Origin of the sequence: Methylobacterium sp. NMS14P (assembly GCF_028583545.1) — a bacterium.
Taxonomy (GTDB): Bacteria; Pseudomonadota; Alphaproteobacteria; order Rhizobiales; family Beijerinckiaceae; genus Methylobacterium.
Genome location: NZ_CP087106.1, coordinates 3,982,527 through 3,998,301, shown reverse-complemented (window position 1 = coordinate 3,998,301; position 15,775 = coordinate 3,982,527). Strand labels below are relative to the sequence as shown.

At 73.0% G+C, this 15,775-nt stretch carries 13 protein-coding genes; 4 read left to right on the top strand and 9 right to left on the bottom strand.

Annotated elements, in window-relative coordinates; all coding sequences use genetic code 11:
- Positions 1–50 precede the first annotated feature (50 nt).
- The 5 genes from LOK46_RS18980 to LOK46_RS18960 all read right to left on the bottom strand — a co-directional run bounded on the left by LOK46_RS18980 (position 51) and on the right by LOK46_RS18960 (position 5,220).
- Positions 51–1,238: an MFS transporter gene (locus LOK46_RS18980; protein ID WP_273559726.1), complete on the bottom strand. Its 1,188-nt coding sequence runs from the start codon at positions 1,236–1,238 to the stop codon at positions 51–53.
- Complete coding sequence (locus tag LOK46_RS18975; protein ID WP_273559725.1) at positions 1,235–1,978, bottom strand: NUDIX hydrolase; 744 nt, start codon at positions 1,976–1,978, stop codon at positions 1,235–1,237. Before LOK46_RS18975 ends, LOK46_RS18980 begins: the two co-directional genes overlap by 4 nt.
- Positions 1,935–2,399, bottom strand: a complete 465-nt coding sequence (locus LOK46_RS18970) for a DUF983 domain-containing protein (protein WP_273559724.1) — start codon at positions 2,397–2,399, stop codon at positions 1,935–1,937. The genes LOK46_RS18975 and LOK46_RS18970 overlap by 44 nt, the downstream gene beginning before the upstream one ends.
- Positions 2,400–2,422: 23 nt before the next feature.
- On the bottom strand, positions 2,423–4,744 hold the full coding sequence (gene rnr / locus LOK46_RS18965) for a ribonuclease R (protein ID WP_273559722.1): 2,322 nt from the start codon (positions 4,742–4,744) through the stop codon (positions 2,423–2,425).
- Between the two features lie 137 nt (positions 4,745–4,881).
- The gene (locus LOK46_RS18960) at positions 4,882–5,220 is read right to left on the bottom strand and encodes a hypothetical protein (RefSeq protein WP_273559720.1); all 339 of its coding nucleotides are present in this window, start codon (positions 5,218–5,220) and stop codon (positions 4,882–4,884) included.
- Between the two features lie 124 nt (positions 5,221–5,344).
- On the opposite strand from LOK46_RS18960, the gene ydiJ reads away from it, so the two are divergent.
- Both ydiJ and LOK46_RS18950 read left to right on the top strand, forming a co-directional pair.
- Positions 5,345–8,428 (top strand): D-2-hydroxyglutarate dehydrogenase YdiJ, encoded by a 3,084-nt coding sequence (gene ydiJ / locus LOK46_RS18955; RefSeq protein ID WP_273559718.1) that lies wholly within the window; start codon positions 5,345–5,347, stop codon positions 8,426–8,428.
- Between the two features lie 8 nt (positions 8,429–8,436).
- Positions 8,437–9,327 carry a ketopantoate reductase family protein gene (locus LOK46_RS18950; protein WP_273564635.1) on the top strand — a complete coding sequence of 297 codons (891 nt, stop codon included), beginning with the start codon at positions 8,437–8,439 and terminating at the stop codon, positions 9,325–9,327.
- A 51-nt stretch (positions 9,328–9,378) separates the two neighbouring features.
- On the opposite strand, the gene LOK46_RS18945 is transcribed toward LOK46_RS18950, so the two are convergent.
- The 4 genes from LOK46_RS18945 to LOK46_RS18930 all read right to left on the bottom strand — a co-directional run bounded on the left by LOK46_RS18945 (position 9,379) and on the right by LOK46_RS18930 (position 13,874).
- Positions 9,379–9,693 carry a plasmid stabilization protein gene (locus LOK46_RS18945; RefSeq protein WP_273559716.1) on the bottom strand — a complete coding sequence of 105 codons (315 nt, stop codon included), beginning with the start codon at positions 9,691–9,693 and terminating at the stop codon, positions 9,379–9,381.
- A 17-nt stretch (positions 9,694–9,710) separates the two neighbouring features.
- Positions 9,711–11,330: a hybrid sensor histidine kinase/response regulator gene (locus LOK46_RS18940; protein WP_273559714.1), complete on the bottom strand. Its 1,620-nt coding sequence runs from the start codon at positions 11,328–11,330 to the stop codon at positions 9,711–9,713.
- 132 nt (positions 11,331–11,462) lie between these two features.
- Complete coding sequence (locus LOK46_RS18935) at positions 11,463–13,436, bottom strand: AI-2E family transporter (RefSeq protein WP_273559712.1); 1,974 nt, start codon at positions 13,434–13,436, stop codon at positions 11,463–11,465.
- Between the two features lie 57 nt (positions 13,437–13,493).
- Entirely contained in the window at positions 13,494–13,874 is a 381-nt protein-coding gene (locus LOK46_RS18930; RefSeq protein WP_012320502.1) for a response regulator, read from the bottom strand.
- Positions 13,875–14,070: 196 nt separating this feature from the next.
- Between LOK46_RS18930 and LOK46_RS18925 the strand changes: the two genes are divergently transcribed.
- Together LOK46_RS18925 and LOK46_RS18920 are read left to right on the top strand one after the other, a co-directional pair.
- On the top strand, positions 14,071–14,706 hold the full coding sequence (locus tag LOK46_RS18925) for a glutathione S-transferase family protein (RefSeq protein ID WP_273559709.1): 636 nt from the start codon (positions 14,071–14,073) through the stop codon (positions 14,704–14,706).
- Between the two features lie 117 nt (positions 14,707–14,823).
- Positions 14,824–15,738, top strand: a complete 915-nt coding sequence (locus tag LOK46_RS18920) for an amino acid ABC transporter substrate-binding protein (RefSeq protein ID WP_273559707.1) — start codon at positions 14,824–14,826, stop codon at positions 15,736–15,738.
- Positions 15,739–15,775 lie beyond the last annotated feature (37 nt).

Sequence of the window (15,775 nt, the reverse complement as noted above, 5' to 3'; positions counted from 1 at the left end):
GAGAGCCCGGCCGAATACGGGCGGGTGAATGCCCGATCGGACCCGGCAGGTCAAGAGCGGGCGCGCCGCCGCTCCGTCGCGGCGAGCCAGCCGGCGAAGGCCAGGAACAGGGCGAGCAGCGCCAGCGCGAACCCGTTCGGCGGCACGAGATCGAGCCCGCCGCCGATCACCGGCGGCCCCAGCATCAGCCCGACATTGTAGAGCACCACGAAGGCCGCGTTGGCGCCCGCGAGATCGTTCGGCGGCGTGCGGTCGCCCAGCATCGCGAGGCCGACCGTGTAGAGGGTGCCGGCGATGCCGCCCCAGACGAGGAGCAGCAGGCCGAAGGCCGCCGGATGGCCGGCCGCGAGGGGGATCAGGGCCGAGCCCGCAGCCCCCGCGAGGCCGGCGCCGAGGAGCACCGCGCCCCGGTCGAGGCGGTCGGCGAGCCAGCCGAACGGGATCTGGAACAGCACGTTGCCCAGCGCGATCAGGCTGACGAGGCCGGCCGCCCCTTGCGCGTCGTAGCCGAGGCGCAGGCCGTAGAGCGGCAGGATGGCGAAGATGCCGGTCTCCACCGCCCCGTAGGCCAGGGCCGCCGCCAGGGCGCCGGGGGCGAGCCGGACGTAGCCGAGGATGCCGCGGCCGGAGCCCGGCTCGATCGTCGGCGACAGCCCGCGGGCCAGGGCGATGGGCAGGCCGCCGGCCAGCATGAGGGCGGCCCCCGTCGCGTAGGGCGCCAGCCCCTCGGTCCCGACCAGCGCCAGCAGGAGCGGGCCGACCGCGAAGCCCGCCGCCAGGACGGTGGCGTAGATGCCCATCACCAGGCCGCGCCGCTCCGGCGGGGCGGCGGCGTTGATCCAGTACTCGGAGAGGACGAACAGCGCCCCGAGCGTCGCCGAGAACACGAAGCGCAGGGGGAACCACAGGGCGATGCCCGGCAGCAGCGGGAACAGCGCGAGGCTGATAGCCCCGACGAGGAGCGCCAGTCCGAGCAGCGGCGCGACGCCGATCCGCGCGGCGAGGCGCGGCACGAACGGCACCGTGCAGATGCTGGCGATGCCCGCCACCGCGGTGTTGAGTCCGATCAGCGTGCTCGACGCGCCGCGCCGCTCCATCTCGATCGAGAGGAGCGGGATCGACAGGCTCAACCCGATGCCGACGACGGTGACGCAGGTCACGGCCGCCGAGATCGCCGCCACATCCTCCGAACTGATCCCGCGCCGCCCGTCCTGCTGCAATCCCTTCGGACCGCTCACAAGGCCACCCGTTCGCGCCGCCCGTAGCGCTCGTAGTGGAAGGGAATCATCCGGTAGGGCGCGAAGTCGGCGGCGATCTGCGCCTCCAGATCGTCCAGGATCGCGCGGGTGATGTGGGGCAGATCGAGCTTGCGGGCGGCGTCGAGCCGGACCCAGGCGAGTTCGGTGAACTCGGCATCGGCCTCGACCCGCCCCGGCTCCTCGGCCGCCACCATCCGGCGGTCGACGGTGAAGAAGCGCGTGTCGAAGCGGCGGACGCGCTTCGGCGGGGTGATCGCGCGGGCGACGAGGTGCAGCGCCTCGAGGTCGGGCAGCACGCCGTGCCGGGCGAAGCCCTCCCAGCCCGCCGGCACGTCCTCGGGCGCACCGTGCTCGGTCGTGCCGAGGAGCAGACCGGTCTCCTCGTAGGTCTCGCGGATCGCGGCGAGCGCCAGCGCCCGGCCGAGATGGTGCGGGGGCCGGGACACCTGCCGGGTCAGCGCCGCCTCGGCGTAGTCCGGGAGCGCCCCGGCCACCGGCATGTGGCGGTCGCCGAGCTCGATCCGGCCGCCCGGGAAGACGAACTTGCCCGGCATGAAGGCGAGGTTCGGGTTGCGCCGGCCCATCAGGACCTTCGGGCCGCCCCGTCCGCGCCGGTCGATTACGATCATGGTCGCGGCGTCCCGCGGCCGCAGGCGCGCCGCGGCGGGCTTCCGCTCAGGAGCTGTGGCGATCGGGGGCTCCCGCTGCGGCTCCGGCAAGGCGCGTCTCCTCAAGCCCCGGGGCGGGGCGGCTCCGCGGTAGCGTGGCGAAGCCGTGCATGCCAAGGGCGTATTGCAGCCCGACGACGGCGCCCTTCACGGGCTGGAGCAGGGCCAGCGCGAAGACGAGGGTGAAGACCGGCCACACGCCCATCTCGACCCAGAGCGGCACGTCGTAGGCGCTCTCGGTCTCCAGGATCAGGTAGCCGACGATGTGGGCGACGATGAAGATCACCACGTAGGGCGGCAGGTCGTCGGCCCGGTGATGGTGCAGCTCCAGGCCGCAGACGTCGCATTCCGGCCGCACCTTGAGGAAGCGGCCGAAGATCCGCCCCTCGCCGCAATGCGGGCAGCGGCCGATGAAGCCCCGGGCCATCGCAGGAATCAGGCGGGTGCGCTCGGGAATCGCGTCGGCGGCCATCCCCTGCCTGTACACCGCCCGAGTCAGCGGCGCGAGCCGCGGTGGCGCGACCCGGTGTTGCGGATGCCGGCGGGGCGGCCGGGCGGCGCGGCCTTGAAGGGCCGCGCGCCGGACTTCTTACCCGACCCGGCGCTGCGGGCCCCGGAACGGGTCCGGCCCTCGCTGAGCAGCTCGAAGCGCAGCGCCCCGGCCACCGGCGCGGCCTCCACGAGCCGCACTTCGACCCGGTCGCCGAGGCGGAACGTCTCCCCGGTGCGCTCGCCCACCAGGGCGTGCCGGCCCTCCTCGTGGCGGAAATAGTCGGCGCCGAGCTGCGAGACCGGCACGAAGCCGTCCGCGCCGGTCTCGTCGAGCTTGATGAACAGGCCGGCCCGGGTCACGCCGGCGATCTGGCCCGCGAAGGTGGCGCCGACCTGGTCGGCGAGGTGGTGGGCGATCAGCCGGTCGATGGTCTCGCGCTCGGCCGCCATGGCGCGGCGCTCGGCCGCCGAGATCTGCTCGCCGATCTGCGCCAGCTCGCCGAGGGAGACGTCGCCCGCGAGCCCGTCCGAGCCGAGCCGGCAGGCGGTGATCAGCGCCCGGTGCACGATCAGGTCGGCGTAGCGCCGGATCGGCGAGGTGAAGTGCGCGTAGCGGCGCAGGTTCAGGCCGAAATGCCCGAGATTCTCGGGGGCGTAGACCGCCTGGGCCTGGCTGCGCAGGATCACCTCGTTGAGGAAGACGCCGTGCTCGGTCTCGGCCGCGGTGGCGAGGATCCGGTTGAACAGGGCGGGGCGCAGCGCCCCTTCCTTGGGCAGCTTGATGCCCACCGAGGCCAGGACCTCGCCCAGCGCCCGCATCTTCTCCAGGGCGGGCTCGTCGTGGACGCGGTAGATCAGCGGCTGACGCGCCTGCTCCAGGGTCTCGGCGGCGGCGACGTTCGCCTGGATCATGAACTCCTCGATGAGCCGGTGGGCGTCGAGGCGTTCCGGCACGATCACCCGGTCGACCGCGCCCTCCGGGCTCAGGAGGACCTTGCGCTCGGGCAGGTCGAGGGCCAGCGGCCCCCGGCGGTCGCGGGCCGCGCGCAGGGCCGCGTAGGCGGTCCAGAGGGGGCGGAGCGCCGTCTCCAGCAGCGGCCCGGTCGTGTCGTCCGGCCGCCCGTCGATGGCGGCCTGCGCCTGCGCGTAGGCGAGCTTGGCGCGGGAGCGCATCATCACCCGGTGGAAGCCGTGGCGGCGCTTCTCGCCGTCGGCGGCGATGACCATCCGCACCGCCAGCGCCGGCCGGTCCTCGCCCTCGCGGAGCGAGCAGAGGTCGTTCGAGATCCGCTCGGGCAGCATCGGCACGACCCGGTCGGGAAAGTAGACCGAGTTGCCCCGCTCCAGCGCCTCGCGGTCGAGGCTGGAGCCCGGCCGGACATAGGCGGCCACGTCCGCGATGGCGACGGTGAGGATGAAGCCGCCGGGATTGGCCGGGTCGGGATCGGCCTCGGCCATGACGGCGTCGTCGTGGTCCTTGGCGTCCGGCGGGTCGATGGTCAGGAGCAGCCGGTCGCGCCAGTCCTCGCGGCCCTTCAGGGTGGCAGGCTTAACGGAATCGGCCTCCACCAGGGTCGCGTCGGCGAAGACGTGCGGGATGTTGTGCAGGTGCAGCGCGATCAGGCTCACCGCCTTCTCGGAGCCGAGCGAGCCCAGCCGCTCCCGGACGCGGCCCCGCGGCAGGCCGAAGCGGGTCTCGCGCTCCAGCGAGACGCTGACGAGGTCGCCGTCGCGGGCCTGTCCCTCCTCCCCCGGCGGGATCAGGATCTCGCGGCCCTGCGAGCGTTTCTCCACCGGGACGATCCGGCCGCCCTGCGCGCCTTCCCGGTAGACGCCGATGATCTCGGCCTTGTTCTTCCCGATGACCTTGACGACCCGGCCGCTGTAGCCGCCCTCCGCGTCGCGCTCGACCCGGACCAGGGCGCGGTCGCCGATGCCCGGGGCCGGGCGGTTGCCCTTGCGGGGGCCGCGCGGCTGGGTCAGCACGATGGCGGGCGGCTTGCCGGTTCCGGTCCACTCCACCGGGATCGCCAGGAAATCGCCGTGGCGGTCGCGGGATCGGATGTCGGCCAGCACGACCGGCGGCAGATGGCCCGCCGGGGCGAGGCCGCCGCGGCCGCGGTCGAGGGCGCCGTCCTCCTCGATCTCCTTGAGGACGCGCTTCAGGTCGATCTTGGCGGCCCCCTTGATGCCGAAAGCTTTGGCGATCTCCCGCTTGCCGACGCGCTCCTTCGACTCGGCCACGAAGGCGAGGATCTGCTCGCGGGTGGGGACGGGCTGCGGAGCGGCGGGCTCGGCCGCCGGGGCGGTGGTGCGTCGTGCCAAAAGGGGGGTGCCGGACAGTTCTGCGATAGACGGGACCCGCGTGCGGGCGCGGGACCGAGGCGTCGGTCCTGTGGGACTAACATGGGTGTCCGGCCCGCCCGCGGCAACGCCGTGCCGGCACTCCTCAACAGGCGCGATCAGCCGGTCGAGGCGCTCGTCCGGATGCGCGCCACGGCCTGATCCACGTCGAGGTCGGGTGCGAGAAGCTCGTCCAGGGTGAAGGGGCAGGCGCGCGGCAGGGTCAGGTTCACACGTCCCTCCAGCGGCGCGAGCTCCGGACTCTCCGCCTCCTGGACGGCGAGCGTCCAGGCGCCGTCCATCCGCAGGCTCCCGGGTTCGGGCGGATCGCCCGCGAGGGCGGCGAGCCTGGCGCGGCCGGCCGCGCGGCAGGCGCCGCTCAGGCCGTCGTCCGACAGGAGGGCGGCCTTGATCAGCTCGGCCAGGGCGTCCCTGACCCGTTCGAGGCTCGCGTTCATGGGCATCCGTTCCGGAGATTGCGGGAGGGCGCAGGAAGTCGCGGGTGCGTGGCAAGCCGGATGCCAGCGCGCCCTGTCCCATCGCCGATGGTCTCCCGCGATCCGCCGGGTGTAGAAGGCGCGGATGATCCCGGTCCTGACCCGCCACACCGAGGCCGTGCCGCTCTACGCCGCGGCCTGCGCCGAGCTGCGCCTGCGCGGCTTCGAGGGCGACCTGACGCTCTCGGACGCCGACCGCACGGTCTTCGCCACCGACAACTCGATCTACCAGGTGGCGCCGGGGGCCGTGGCCTTTCCGCGCACCCGCGACGACCTCGTGCGCGTCGCCAAGCTCCTCGCGGATCCGCGCTTCGCCGAGATCGTGATCCGGCCCCGGGGCGGGGCGACCGGCACCAACGGCCAGTCGCTGGGCCACGGCCTCGTGGTCGACACCTCGCGGCACATGAACCGGGTGTTGGAGATCGACGTCGCGAACCGCGTCGTCCGGGTCGAGCCGGGGGTGGTGAAGGACCAGCTCAACCGGGAGCTCGCGAAGCACGGCCTGTTCTTCGCGCCGGAACTCTCCACCTCGAACCGCGCCACGATCGGCGGGATGATCTCGACCGATGCCTGCGGGCAGGGCTCGTGCCTCTACGGCAAGACCCGGGACCACGTCCTCGCGCTGACCTGCGTGCTCACCGACGGCACGGTCTGGACCGCCGAGCCGCTGGACCCGGCCGGGCTCGCCGCCGCCAAGGGTCGCGACGACCGCGTCGGCGCGATCCACCGCACCGTCGACGCCGTGGTCACCGAGAACGCGGCGCTTATCGCCGAGCGCTTCCCGAAGCTCAACCGCTGCCTCACCGGCTACGACCTCGCGCATCTGCGCGACGCGGGCGGCCGGTTCGACCTCAAGAGCGTGATCTGCGGCTCGGAAGGCACGCTGGCGCTGATCGCCGAGGCGCGGCTCAACGTGCTGCCGATCCCGAAGGCGGCGGTGCTGGTCGCGCTCTCGTACATCGATTTCGACGCGGCGCTGCGGGACGCGCAGGCGCTGCTGCCGTTCGGCGCCGCCTCGGTGGAGACGATCGACTCCACGGTCCTGGCGCTGGCCCGCAAGGATCCGATCTGGGCCGAGGTGCGGGCCTTCTTCCCCGACGATCCGGCCGGGCGGCCGGTGGACGGCATCAACCTCGTGGAGTTCGTCGGCGACGACGCCGCGACCGTGGAGGCGGCCCTCGCGCGGCTCACCGGGATGCTGGAGGCCGAGCGCGGCACCGACACGAAGCGCATCGGCTTCACCATCGCCCGGGGCGACGCGATCGAGCGGCTCTGGACCATGCGCAAGAAGGCGGTGGGTCTGCTGGGCGCCGCCAAGGGCGACGCGCGCCCGATCCCGTTCGTCGAGGACACGGCCGTCCCGCCGGAGCGGCTCGCCGACTTCATCGCGGAGTTCCGCGCGCTCCTCGACGGCAAGGGGCTGCGCTACGGCATGTTTGGCCACGTCGACGCCGGCGTGCTGCACGTCCGGCCGGCCATCGACCTGAAGGACCCGGCCCAGAACGGCCTGATCCGCGAGGTCACGGAGGGCGTGGTCGCCCTGACCGCCAAGTACGGCGGCCTGCTCTGGGGCGAGCACGGCAAGGGCTTCCGCTCGGAATTCGTGCCGGAGACGTTCGGGCCGCTGATGCCGGCGCTGGAGGCGGTCAAGCGCGCCTTCGACCCGGACGACCGGATGAATCCGGGCAAGATCGCCTCGGCCAGGGGCGCGGGCCTGACCCGGATCGACGGCGTGCCGCGCCGGGGCGAGCGGGACCGCACCATCCCGGCGCCGGTCCGGGAGGATTTCGACGAAGCGCTCCACTGCAACGGCAACGGCGCCTGCTTCAGCTTCGACGCGGACGAGGCCATGTGCCCGTCCTGGAAGGCGACGCGGGAGCGGCGCCACTCGCCCAAGGGCCGCGCCTCGCTGATGCGCGAGTGGCTGCGCCGCGCGGCGGAGGCCGGGGTCGACCCGGCCGCCGAGCTGGCGCGGCAGCCCGCCGGGTGGCTGCGCGACGTGGCGGCGACCCTGCGGAGCCGCCTCCGCGGCCGCCCCGAGGCCGACGACTTCTCCCACGCCGTCAAGGAGGCGATGGACGGCTGCCTGGCCTGCAAGTCCTGCACGGGGTCCTGCCCGATCAAGGTCGACGTGCCGACCTTCCGGGCCAAGTTCCTGGCGCTCTACCACACGCGCTACGCGCGGCCGCTGAAGGACCATCTCGTGGCGGCGCTGGAGCCGCTGCTGCCGCTGGCGGCGCGGGCGCCGCGCCTGAGCAACGCGGTCCTGGCCAACCCGCTGGCTCGGCTGATCCTGGCCCGGGCCGGGCTGGTGGCGATCCCGGCCCTGTCGCCCGTCGCGCTCACGGCGCGGCTGGCGGAACGCGGCGTCGCCGTCGCGACCCCGGACGCCCTGGCTCGGCTGGAGCCGCGGGAGCGCGCGCGGTCCGTGCTGGTGGTGCAGGACGCCTTCACCAGCCACTTCGACGCGGAGGTCGTGGCCGACAGCTGCGACCTCCTCGCCGCCCTCGGCTTCCGGCCCTGGCTGGTGCCCTACCGGCCCAACGGCAAGCCGCTGCACGTGCACGGCTTCCTGGCGCGGTTCGCCGCCGTCGCCCGGTCCAACGCCGCGATGCTGCGCGACCTCGCCGGGCACGGCGTGCCCCTGGTCGGGATCGACCCGTCGATGACGCTGACCTACCGGTCCGAGTACGCGCAGGCGCTGGGCGGCGATCTCCCGAAGGTCCACCTCCTGCAGGAATGGCTCGCCGCCCGGCTCGACCGGATCGCGCCGGGGCAGGGGGGGCGCACGATGCGGCTGCTGCCCCATTGCACCGAGCGCACCAACGCGCCGGGCGCGGTGCGGGACTGGCAGGCCGTGTTCGCCCATCTCGGCCTGAGGCTCGAGGTGCCGGCCGCCGGCTGCTGCGGCATGGCGGGGACCTACGGGCACGAGGCGGGCCACCGCGCCACCTCCGAGGCGATCTACGGCCTGAGCTGGGCCCGCCACGTGGCCGAGGCCCCCGGCTGCACCCTGCTGGCGGACGGCTATTCCTGCCGCTCCCAGGCCAAGCTGGTCGACGGCGTGCGGCTGCGCCACCCGGCCCAGGCGCTGCTGGAGCATGTCCGCGCGGCCGCCGCGGGCGCGGCGCCCTTCCATCCCGAGCGCGCCGCGGCGGTGGCGCCGTGAGCGCCGCCCTGAACGTCGCCGTCGTGGGGGCCGGCGCGGTCGGCTGCTACTACGGGTTTCTCCTGGCGCGGGCCGGCCACGCGGTGACGCTGATCGGCCGTCCCGCCCTGGTCGTAGCGGTGGAGAAGGCCGGTCTCGTGCTGGAGAGCGCGGCCGGGACGGCCTCGGTGCCCGTCCGGGCGACCGATACGGGGGCGGGCGTGTCGGGCGCCGACCTCGTGCTGGTCTGCGTGAAGTCGGGCGACACCGAGGCGGCGGGCGCGATGATCGCCCCCCACCTCGATCCGGCCGCCACGGTCCTCAGCCTCCAGAACGGCGTCGACAACGCCGAGCGGCTCGCCGCCGTGCTGGGCCGGCCGGTCGTGCCGGTGGCGGTCTACGTCGCCACCGCGATGGCCGGCCCCGGCCATGTCCGGCACAACGGGCGCGGCGACCTGATCCTCGGCGCCTCGGAGACGAGCGCGCGCGTCGCCGCCGCGTTCGCGGCGGCCGGCATCCCGACCACCGTCTCGGAGAAAGCCGTCGACGCGCTCTGGGCGAAGCTGATCATCAACTGCGCCTACAACGCCCTGTCGGCCCTGACGCAGCTGCCCTACGGCCGCCTGGTGCAGGGCGAGGGCGTGGTCGCGGTCATCGCCGACGTCGTGCAGGAATGCGCGCGCGTGGCGGAGGCCGAGGGCGTGTCCGTGTCGTCCCGCATCCTCGACGACGTGATGGCGCTCAGCACCGCCATGGCCGGACAGCGCTCGTCCACCGCCCAGGACCTGGCCCGCGGCCGGCCGAGCGAGATCGACCACCTCAACGGCACGATCGTGCGCCGGGGCGCGGCGCACGGGATCCCGACGCCGGCGAACCGGCTGCTGCACACCCTGGTCAAGCTCGCCGAGCGGCGGGACTGAGAGCGCCCCTGCACGGGCACGGGTGCCGGCGGCCCGGTTCGCGACGGGCGGTCACGCCCGCGCGGCGGCGTTGGCCTTGCGGGTCGCGGCGGCCTTCTTGGCGGACGCGGAGCGCTCCGCGGCGGTCCGCCCGGCCGCGGCCTTGCCGCCGGACGCGCCGCCCCTGTGGGCGGCCGGGTGGCCCGTGGCCTTGCCGCGGCCCGATCCGCCCGGCTTCTTGCCCCCGCCATCGTCCTTGTTGACGGTGGCCCAGGCCCGGGCCTCCGCCTCCTTCTCGGGCACACCGCGGGACTCGTACGAGTCGGCGATGTGCTCGGCCTTGCGCTTCTGCTTGTCGGTGTATTTCGACTTGTCGCCCTGGGACATGGGCCGTCTCCCGAAGCTCAGCCCACCCCGGTCGGACCGTCGAGGATCGCGCGCACGCGGCGGACCAGCTCCGTGCGCCGGTAGGGCTTGTTCAGGAGATCAAACTCCGAGCCGCCGATATCGGTTCGCTCCAGGCTCGCCTCCGCGTAGCCCGTGGCGAGCAGGACCTTGAGCCGGGGCTGGCGCCGCCGGGCCTCGCGGGCCAGCAATACCCCGTTCATGCCCCCCGGCATGATCAGGTCGGTGAAGAGCAGATCGACCTTCCCGCTCGAATCCAGGATCTCGAGGGCCTCGCGGGCATTGCTCGCCACCAGCGTCGTGTAGCCGAAGTCCCGCAGGATGGTGCGGGCGAGCTCGGCCACGTCCTCGCGGTCGTCGACGATCAGGATCGTCTCGGTGCCCTGGCGGTCCACGGCCCGCAGGGAGACCTTCGCGGGGGCATTGACGTCGCCGTCGGTCGCGGGGAACGACAGGCGCACCGTCGTGCCGGCGCCCACCGCCGACTCGATCTGCGCGGCGCCGCCCGACTGCTTGGCGAAGCCGTAGACCATCGACAGGCCGAGGCCCGTGCCCTTGCCCTCTTCCTTGGTGGTGAAGAAGGGGTCCATCACCCGGGCGAGCACCGCCGGCGGGATGCCGGTGCCGCTGTCGCGGATGGCGATGCTGACGTAGCGGCCGTCGCGCAGCGGCCCCAGTTCCCGGCCGCGCGCGGCGATCTCGCTGTTCTCCGTGGAGATCCGGACAGTGCCGCCCTCCGGCATCGCGTCGCGGGCGTTGATCAGCACGTTCAGGATCGCGACCTCCGCCTGGGTCGGGTCGACCCGGCAGTTCCAGAGATCCGCCGCGAGGTCGAGTTCGACCTTCACGGACTCGCCCACCGAGCGGGCGACCATCTCGCCCATCCCCTCAATCAGGGTGTTGAGATTGACCGCGCGGCCGTCCAGCCGCTGCTTGCGGGCGAAGGCCAGCAATTGCTGCGTCAGCGTCGTCGCGCGCTCGGCGGCCTGCCGGATGTTCTCGGTGGCCCGGCCGAGCCGCGCGCGGTCGGCGTCGGGCTTCTCCAAGCCGGCCGCCAGGATGTCGACGTAGCCGACGATCACCTGCAGCAGGTTGTTGAAATCGTGCGCGATGCCGCCGGTGAGCTGGCCGAGCGCCTCCATCTTCTGGGCCTGGCCCAGCGCCTCCTCGGCGTCGCGGCGGCGCGAGACGTCGAGCTGCGAGCCGAAATAGTACACGAGCTCGCCGTCGGCATTGTAGACCGGCGAGACGAACAGGGCGTTCCAGAAGGTCGAGCCGTTCTTGCGGTAGTTCAGGATCTCGGTGGCGAACTCGCGCTTCTCGGCGATCGCCGCGCGGACCTGCGCGACGCTCTCGCGATCGGTGTCGGGACCCTGGAGGAAGCGGCAATTCCGCCCGATCAGCTCTTCCGGGGTGTAGCCGGTCATCGCCAGGAACGCCCGGTTGGCGAAGATGATCGGGTTGTCGGGCTGGCGCGGATCGGTGACGATCATCGGCATCCGCGTCGTCTCGACGGCCGCGAAGAAGATGTCGCTCTTGCGGTCGGTGATGTCGCTCGGGGCACCGTCCCGGATCGGGGGACTCGGCCCGGAGGGCGGGGTTTCTGGCGTCTCAGACATGCGAGGTGGTCGTCACCTTCCAGGCCGGGAAAGATTTCTGCGCGTGGCCGATCACGAAATGCGTGCGCGACATTAGCGGCCGGACGGCCGATGTCGACGGTGCGTCCCCAGCGGAGGTGTCGCGCGAAGATCTCATGCCGCGGCCGGCCGCGCCGCCTCGGAGGGCGCGCCCACCGGCGCCGGGACGAGCCGGGGCGGCGCGGGTTCGCGGCAGGCGCCCTGCACCGCCGACAGGGCCTCGTTCAGCGACGTCACCAGGAAGTCCGCCGAGGTCGCCCGGCGCAGCCGCTCCAGGGTCGCCGGATCGCGCTCGCGCCAGAAGCCGACCAGGATGCGCACGCCCGGCACCGCGGCCCGGGCCTGCCGGACCGTGAACCGGATCTGCGACAGGCTCACCGGCTCCAGGTAGGAGAAGCAGATCAGCGCGAGGCCTTCCGGATTCTCGGGCCGCTCGCCGGCGCGGATCGCCGCCATGGACAGGATCTGCGAGGCCAACCCGTGGCGCGCGAGGATCTGACTCAGCATCAGCGTCGCCGCCTCGTCGAACGGACCGCGGCTCGACACGCACAGGACCGGCGTGTCGCCGCGCCAGTTCGGCGCGAGGTCCTCGCGCTCCAGGACGATGCCGGCGACCTGCCGGTCGGGCCCGACGGCGGCCAGCGCCGCCGCAGTCTCGGTGTCGGGGCCGCGGCCGGATCCCCGCCGGGTGCGGCGCCCGACCGGCGCCGTGCCGAGGCGGTCCACCACCGTGCGGATCGCCGCGCCGACCTCCTCCTGCCGCGCGCGGTCCAGGGTGCCGCGCGACAGATCCTCTTGCGCCAGCAGCAGGCCCGCGAGCGCGACCTCGTCGTAGTAGGTGACGAGGGCGCGTTCCTTCAGGAACTGCCAGCCTTGGTCGATCGCCTCCACCGGGTCGCCGGCCAGCATGCGCTGGTAGAAGATCTCGGGCGGCGACAGGGCCGGCTGATCGCCGAGCAGCACGTCGAGGTACCAGAGCCGCTCCACGTGCCGGCCGAGCACCACCAGGCAGACGGTGAGAGGCGTGGCGAGAACGAGGCCGATCGGCCCCCACAGGAACGTCCAGATCGTCGCCGCCAGGATGACGGCGACCGGCGAGAGGCCGGTGGAGTGCCCGTAGAGCAGCGGCTCGATCACGTGGCCGCAGATCGGCTCGACCACGAGGAACAGCGCCGCGGTGGCGATGACCATGCTCCAGCCGGGATCGACGGCGGCGGCCAGGATCAGCGGCAGCAGGGCGCTGATCGCCGCGCCGATATAGGGCACGAAGCGCAGGATCGCCGCGAGGACGCCGAACAGGGTCGGGCTCGGGACGCCGATCACCCAGAGCCCGAGGCCGATGACGAGGCCGAACGCGATGTTGAGGGCGAGCTGGGCCAGGAAGAAGCGACTCAGCCGGCTCGTGGCGTCGTCGATCGCCGCCGTCGTGCGCCGCAGATCGCCCGAGCCGCCGGCGAGCCGGATCGCCCGGTTCCGCAGGTCCTCGCGCTGGAGCAGGATGAAGATCGTGAAGATCAGGATCAGGCCCGTCGTGGCCAGCGGGTGCAGGATCGGGCCCGCGAAGGTCTGAAGCGTGTCGACGACGCTGGCGCGGGCGGGGGTGAGCTCGACCGTGAGGGGATGCGTGCGCGACCCCGGCTCGCCGCGGACCTCCGCGGCCGGCGGCGGCTGCAGGGTGGCGCTGAGGTCCTGCACCATGTCGACGATCCGCGACAGCGTGCCGGTCCCGGCCGTCGCCCCGCGCAGATCCTTGATCTTCGTGCGCATCACCTGGGTGTAGCGCGGCAGGTCGGAGGCGAGCTGGGACGCCTCGCTGGCGATCAGGCTGCCGATGCCGAACAGGGCGCCGAAGACGATCACCACCACCAGCAGGACCGCGGGCGCGCGGGGGACGCGCAGCCGCCGCAGCATCCGCACCGCCGGCACGAGGACGAAGCTCAGGAGGATCGCCAGCGTCACCGGCACGAGGATCTCGCGCCCCAGATACAGCGCCGCCATCGTGGCGACCACGAGGAGGATCGATGCCAGCGCCACGAAGACCGGCAGGCCCTGCCGCAGGCGCTGGGCAGTGACGGGATCCTCGCTCACGGACACGCTCCACTCACATCAGGTCTCGGGGCCACAGGTCGCGCGTCCGCTGCCGGGTCAGCTCGCCTGCGCGGTCTCGCCGAGGGCGGCGCTGATCTGGCTGAGCAGCTTCGAGAAATCGACGGGCTTCGGATGGTAGTCGTCGCAGCCCGCCTGGATCGCCTTGTCGCGGTCGCCCGACATGGCGTGGGCCGTGAGCGCGATGATCGGGATCGCCCGGGTGTCGGTGCCGGATTTCAGCGTCCGGGCGACCGACCAGCCGTCGAGGACCGGCAGGTTCATGTCGAGGAGGATCACGTCGGGCTGGCCCGAGCGGGCCTGGCGGACGCCGGCCTCGCCGTCGTGCGCGAGGATCACCTCGTAGCCGCGCCGCTTGAGGCGGCGCGAGAGGAAATCCCAGATCTCTTCGTGGTCCTCGACCAGCAGAATCTTCGCCATCAGAACTCGTAACCCCCGGCTCGCGTCGTGCCGGTCGGACGCCCAACGCGCGGCAACGCACAATCGCCCAACGCTCCTGCCGCGATTCCGGTCCCTGGTGAAGTGGCGCTCCGGCCAGCGGTTGACCCGCCGGTCCGCCGGTAAGAGCGTGCACTCCAACGAATCGACAATCCTCGGACGGGGCGGAACGGTCACTATGCCTGACATCGAGCTCTACCATTCGCCCAATACCCGCTCGTCGGGCGTGCGCGTGCTGCTCGAGGAACTCGGGGCCCCGTACCGGCTGCACGCGCTCAACATGCGCGCCGGCGAGCACCTCCAGGACGCCTATCGCGCCGTCAACCCGATGGCGAAGGTCCCGGCGATCCGCCACGGCGACGCCCTGGTGACCGAGCAGGCGGCCATCTACCTCTACCTCGCCGACCTGTTCCCCGAGGCGGGGCTCGCCCCGGCGCCGACCGAGCCCGACCGGGCCACCTACCTGCGCTGGATGGTGTTCTACGGCTCCTGCTTCGAGCCCGCGGTGATCGACCGGCACCTGCAGCGGGAGCCGGGCCCGCGCGCCATGTCGGCCTACGCCGATTACGACAGCGTCATCGCCCGGGTGAAGGAGGCCCTGACGCCCGGCCCGTACCTGCTCGGCGCGCGCTTCAGCGCCGCCGACGTGCTGTGGGGCGGCGCCCTCGGCTGGACGACGGGCTTCGGCCTGGTCGCGCCCGATCCGGCGCTGACCGCCTACGTGGAGCGCATCCGGTCCCGCCCGGCCTCCCGGAAGGTCGCGGCCGCGGACGCGCAGCTCGCCGAGGCGCACCAGGCGGCCGCGTCCGCCTGAGCGCGGCCGGACTCTTGCTGGGGCTCCGGCCGGGGGCCGGCCCCGGCGCGCGGTCCGGTCTCCCGCCGTCGGCGCACCCCGCGGGCGGCCCCTCGCGCGACCGGAACCCGTCGGCCCATGCGTCTGCTCGCCCCCCTTGTCGCCGCGCTTCTCCTCGGTGCCCCCGCGGGGGCCGCACGCGCCGCCGAGCTCACCGGCACGCTCAAGAAGATCCACGACAGCAACAGGCTGGTCCTCGGCGTGCGCGACACCGCAACGCCGTTCAGCTACCTGGACGAGGACCAGAAGGTCGTCGGCTTCGCGGTCGACATCTGCCTGAAGATCGCCGACGCGGTGAAGCGCGAACTGAAGATGCCGGGCCTCGAGGTCGGGATGGAGTTCGTCAACTCCTCCTCCCGCATCCCGCTGATGACCAACAACACGATCGATCTCGAATGCGGGACGACCACCAACAACGCCGAGCGCAAGAAGCAGGTCGACTTCACCAACACCCATTTCCTGACGGCGACCCGCTTCGTGTCCCGGAAGGACCAGCACATCGCCGGCCTGGACGACCTGCGCGGCAAGACGGTCTCGTCGGTGGCCGGCTCGACCAACATCCTGATGCTGATCAAGGCCAACAACGAGCGCAGGCTCGGCATCACGGTGATCGCCGCCAAGGACGTTCCGGAGGGGTTCCTCATGGTCGAGACCGGCCGGGCAGTGGCCTTCGTCATGGACGACGTGCAGCTCAGCGTGGTCGCGGCCCAGTCCAAGGAGCCCGCCGCCTACGCGGTCAGCGACGTGACCCTGTCCAACCCGGAGCCCTACGGGATCATGCTGCGCAAGGACGACCCGGCCTTCAAGGCGGTGGTCGACCGGGCGACCGCCGATCTCTACCGGAGCCCCGAGATCACGGTGCTCTACGACCGCTGGTTCCTGAAGCCCGTGCCGCCGCGCGGCCTCAACTACAACGTGCCGCTGTCGTCGGCCCTGCGCTGGGCCTTCGCGCACCCGACCGACAATTCGGATCCCGCGTTCTACGCGCACTGATCTGTCGCGCGGCGGGGTTCCGCTCCGGCGAGGGAGA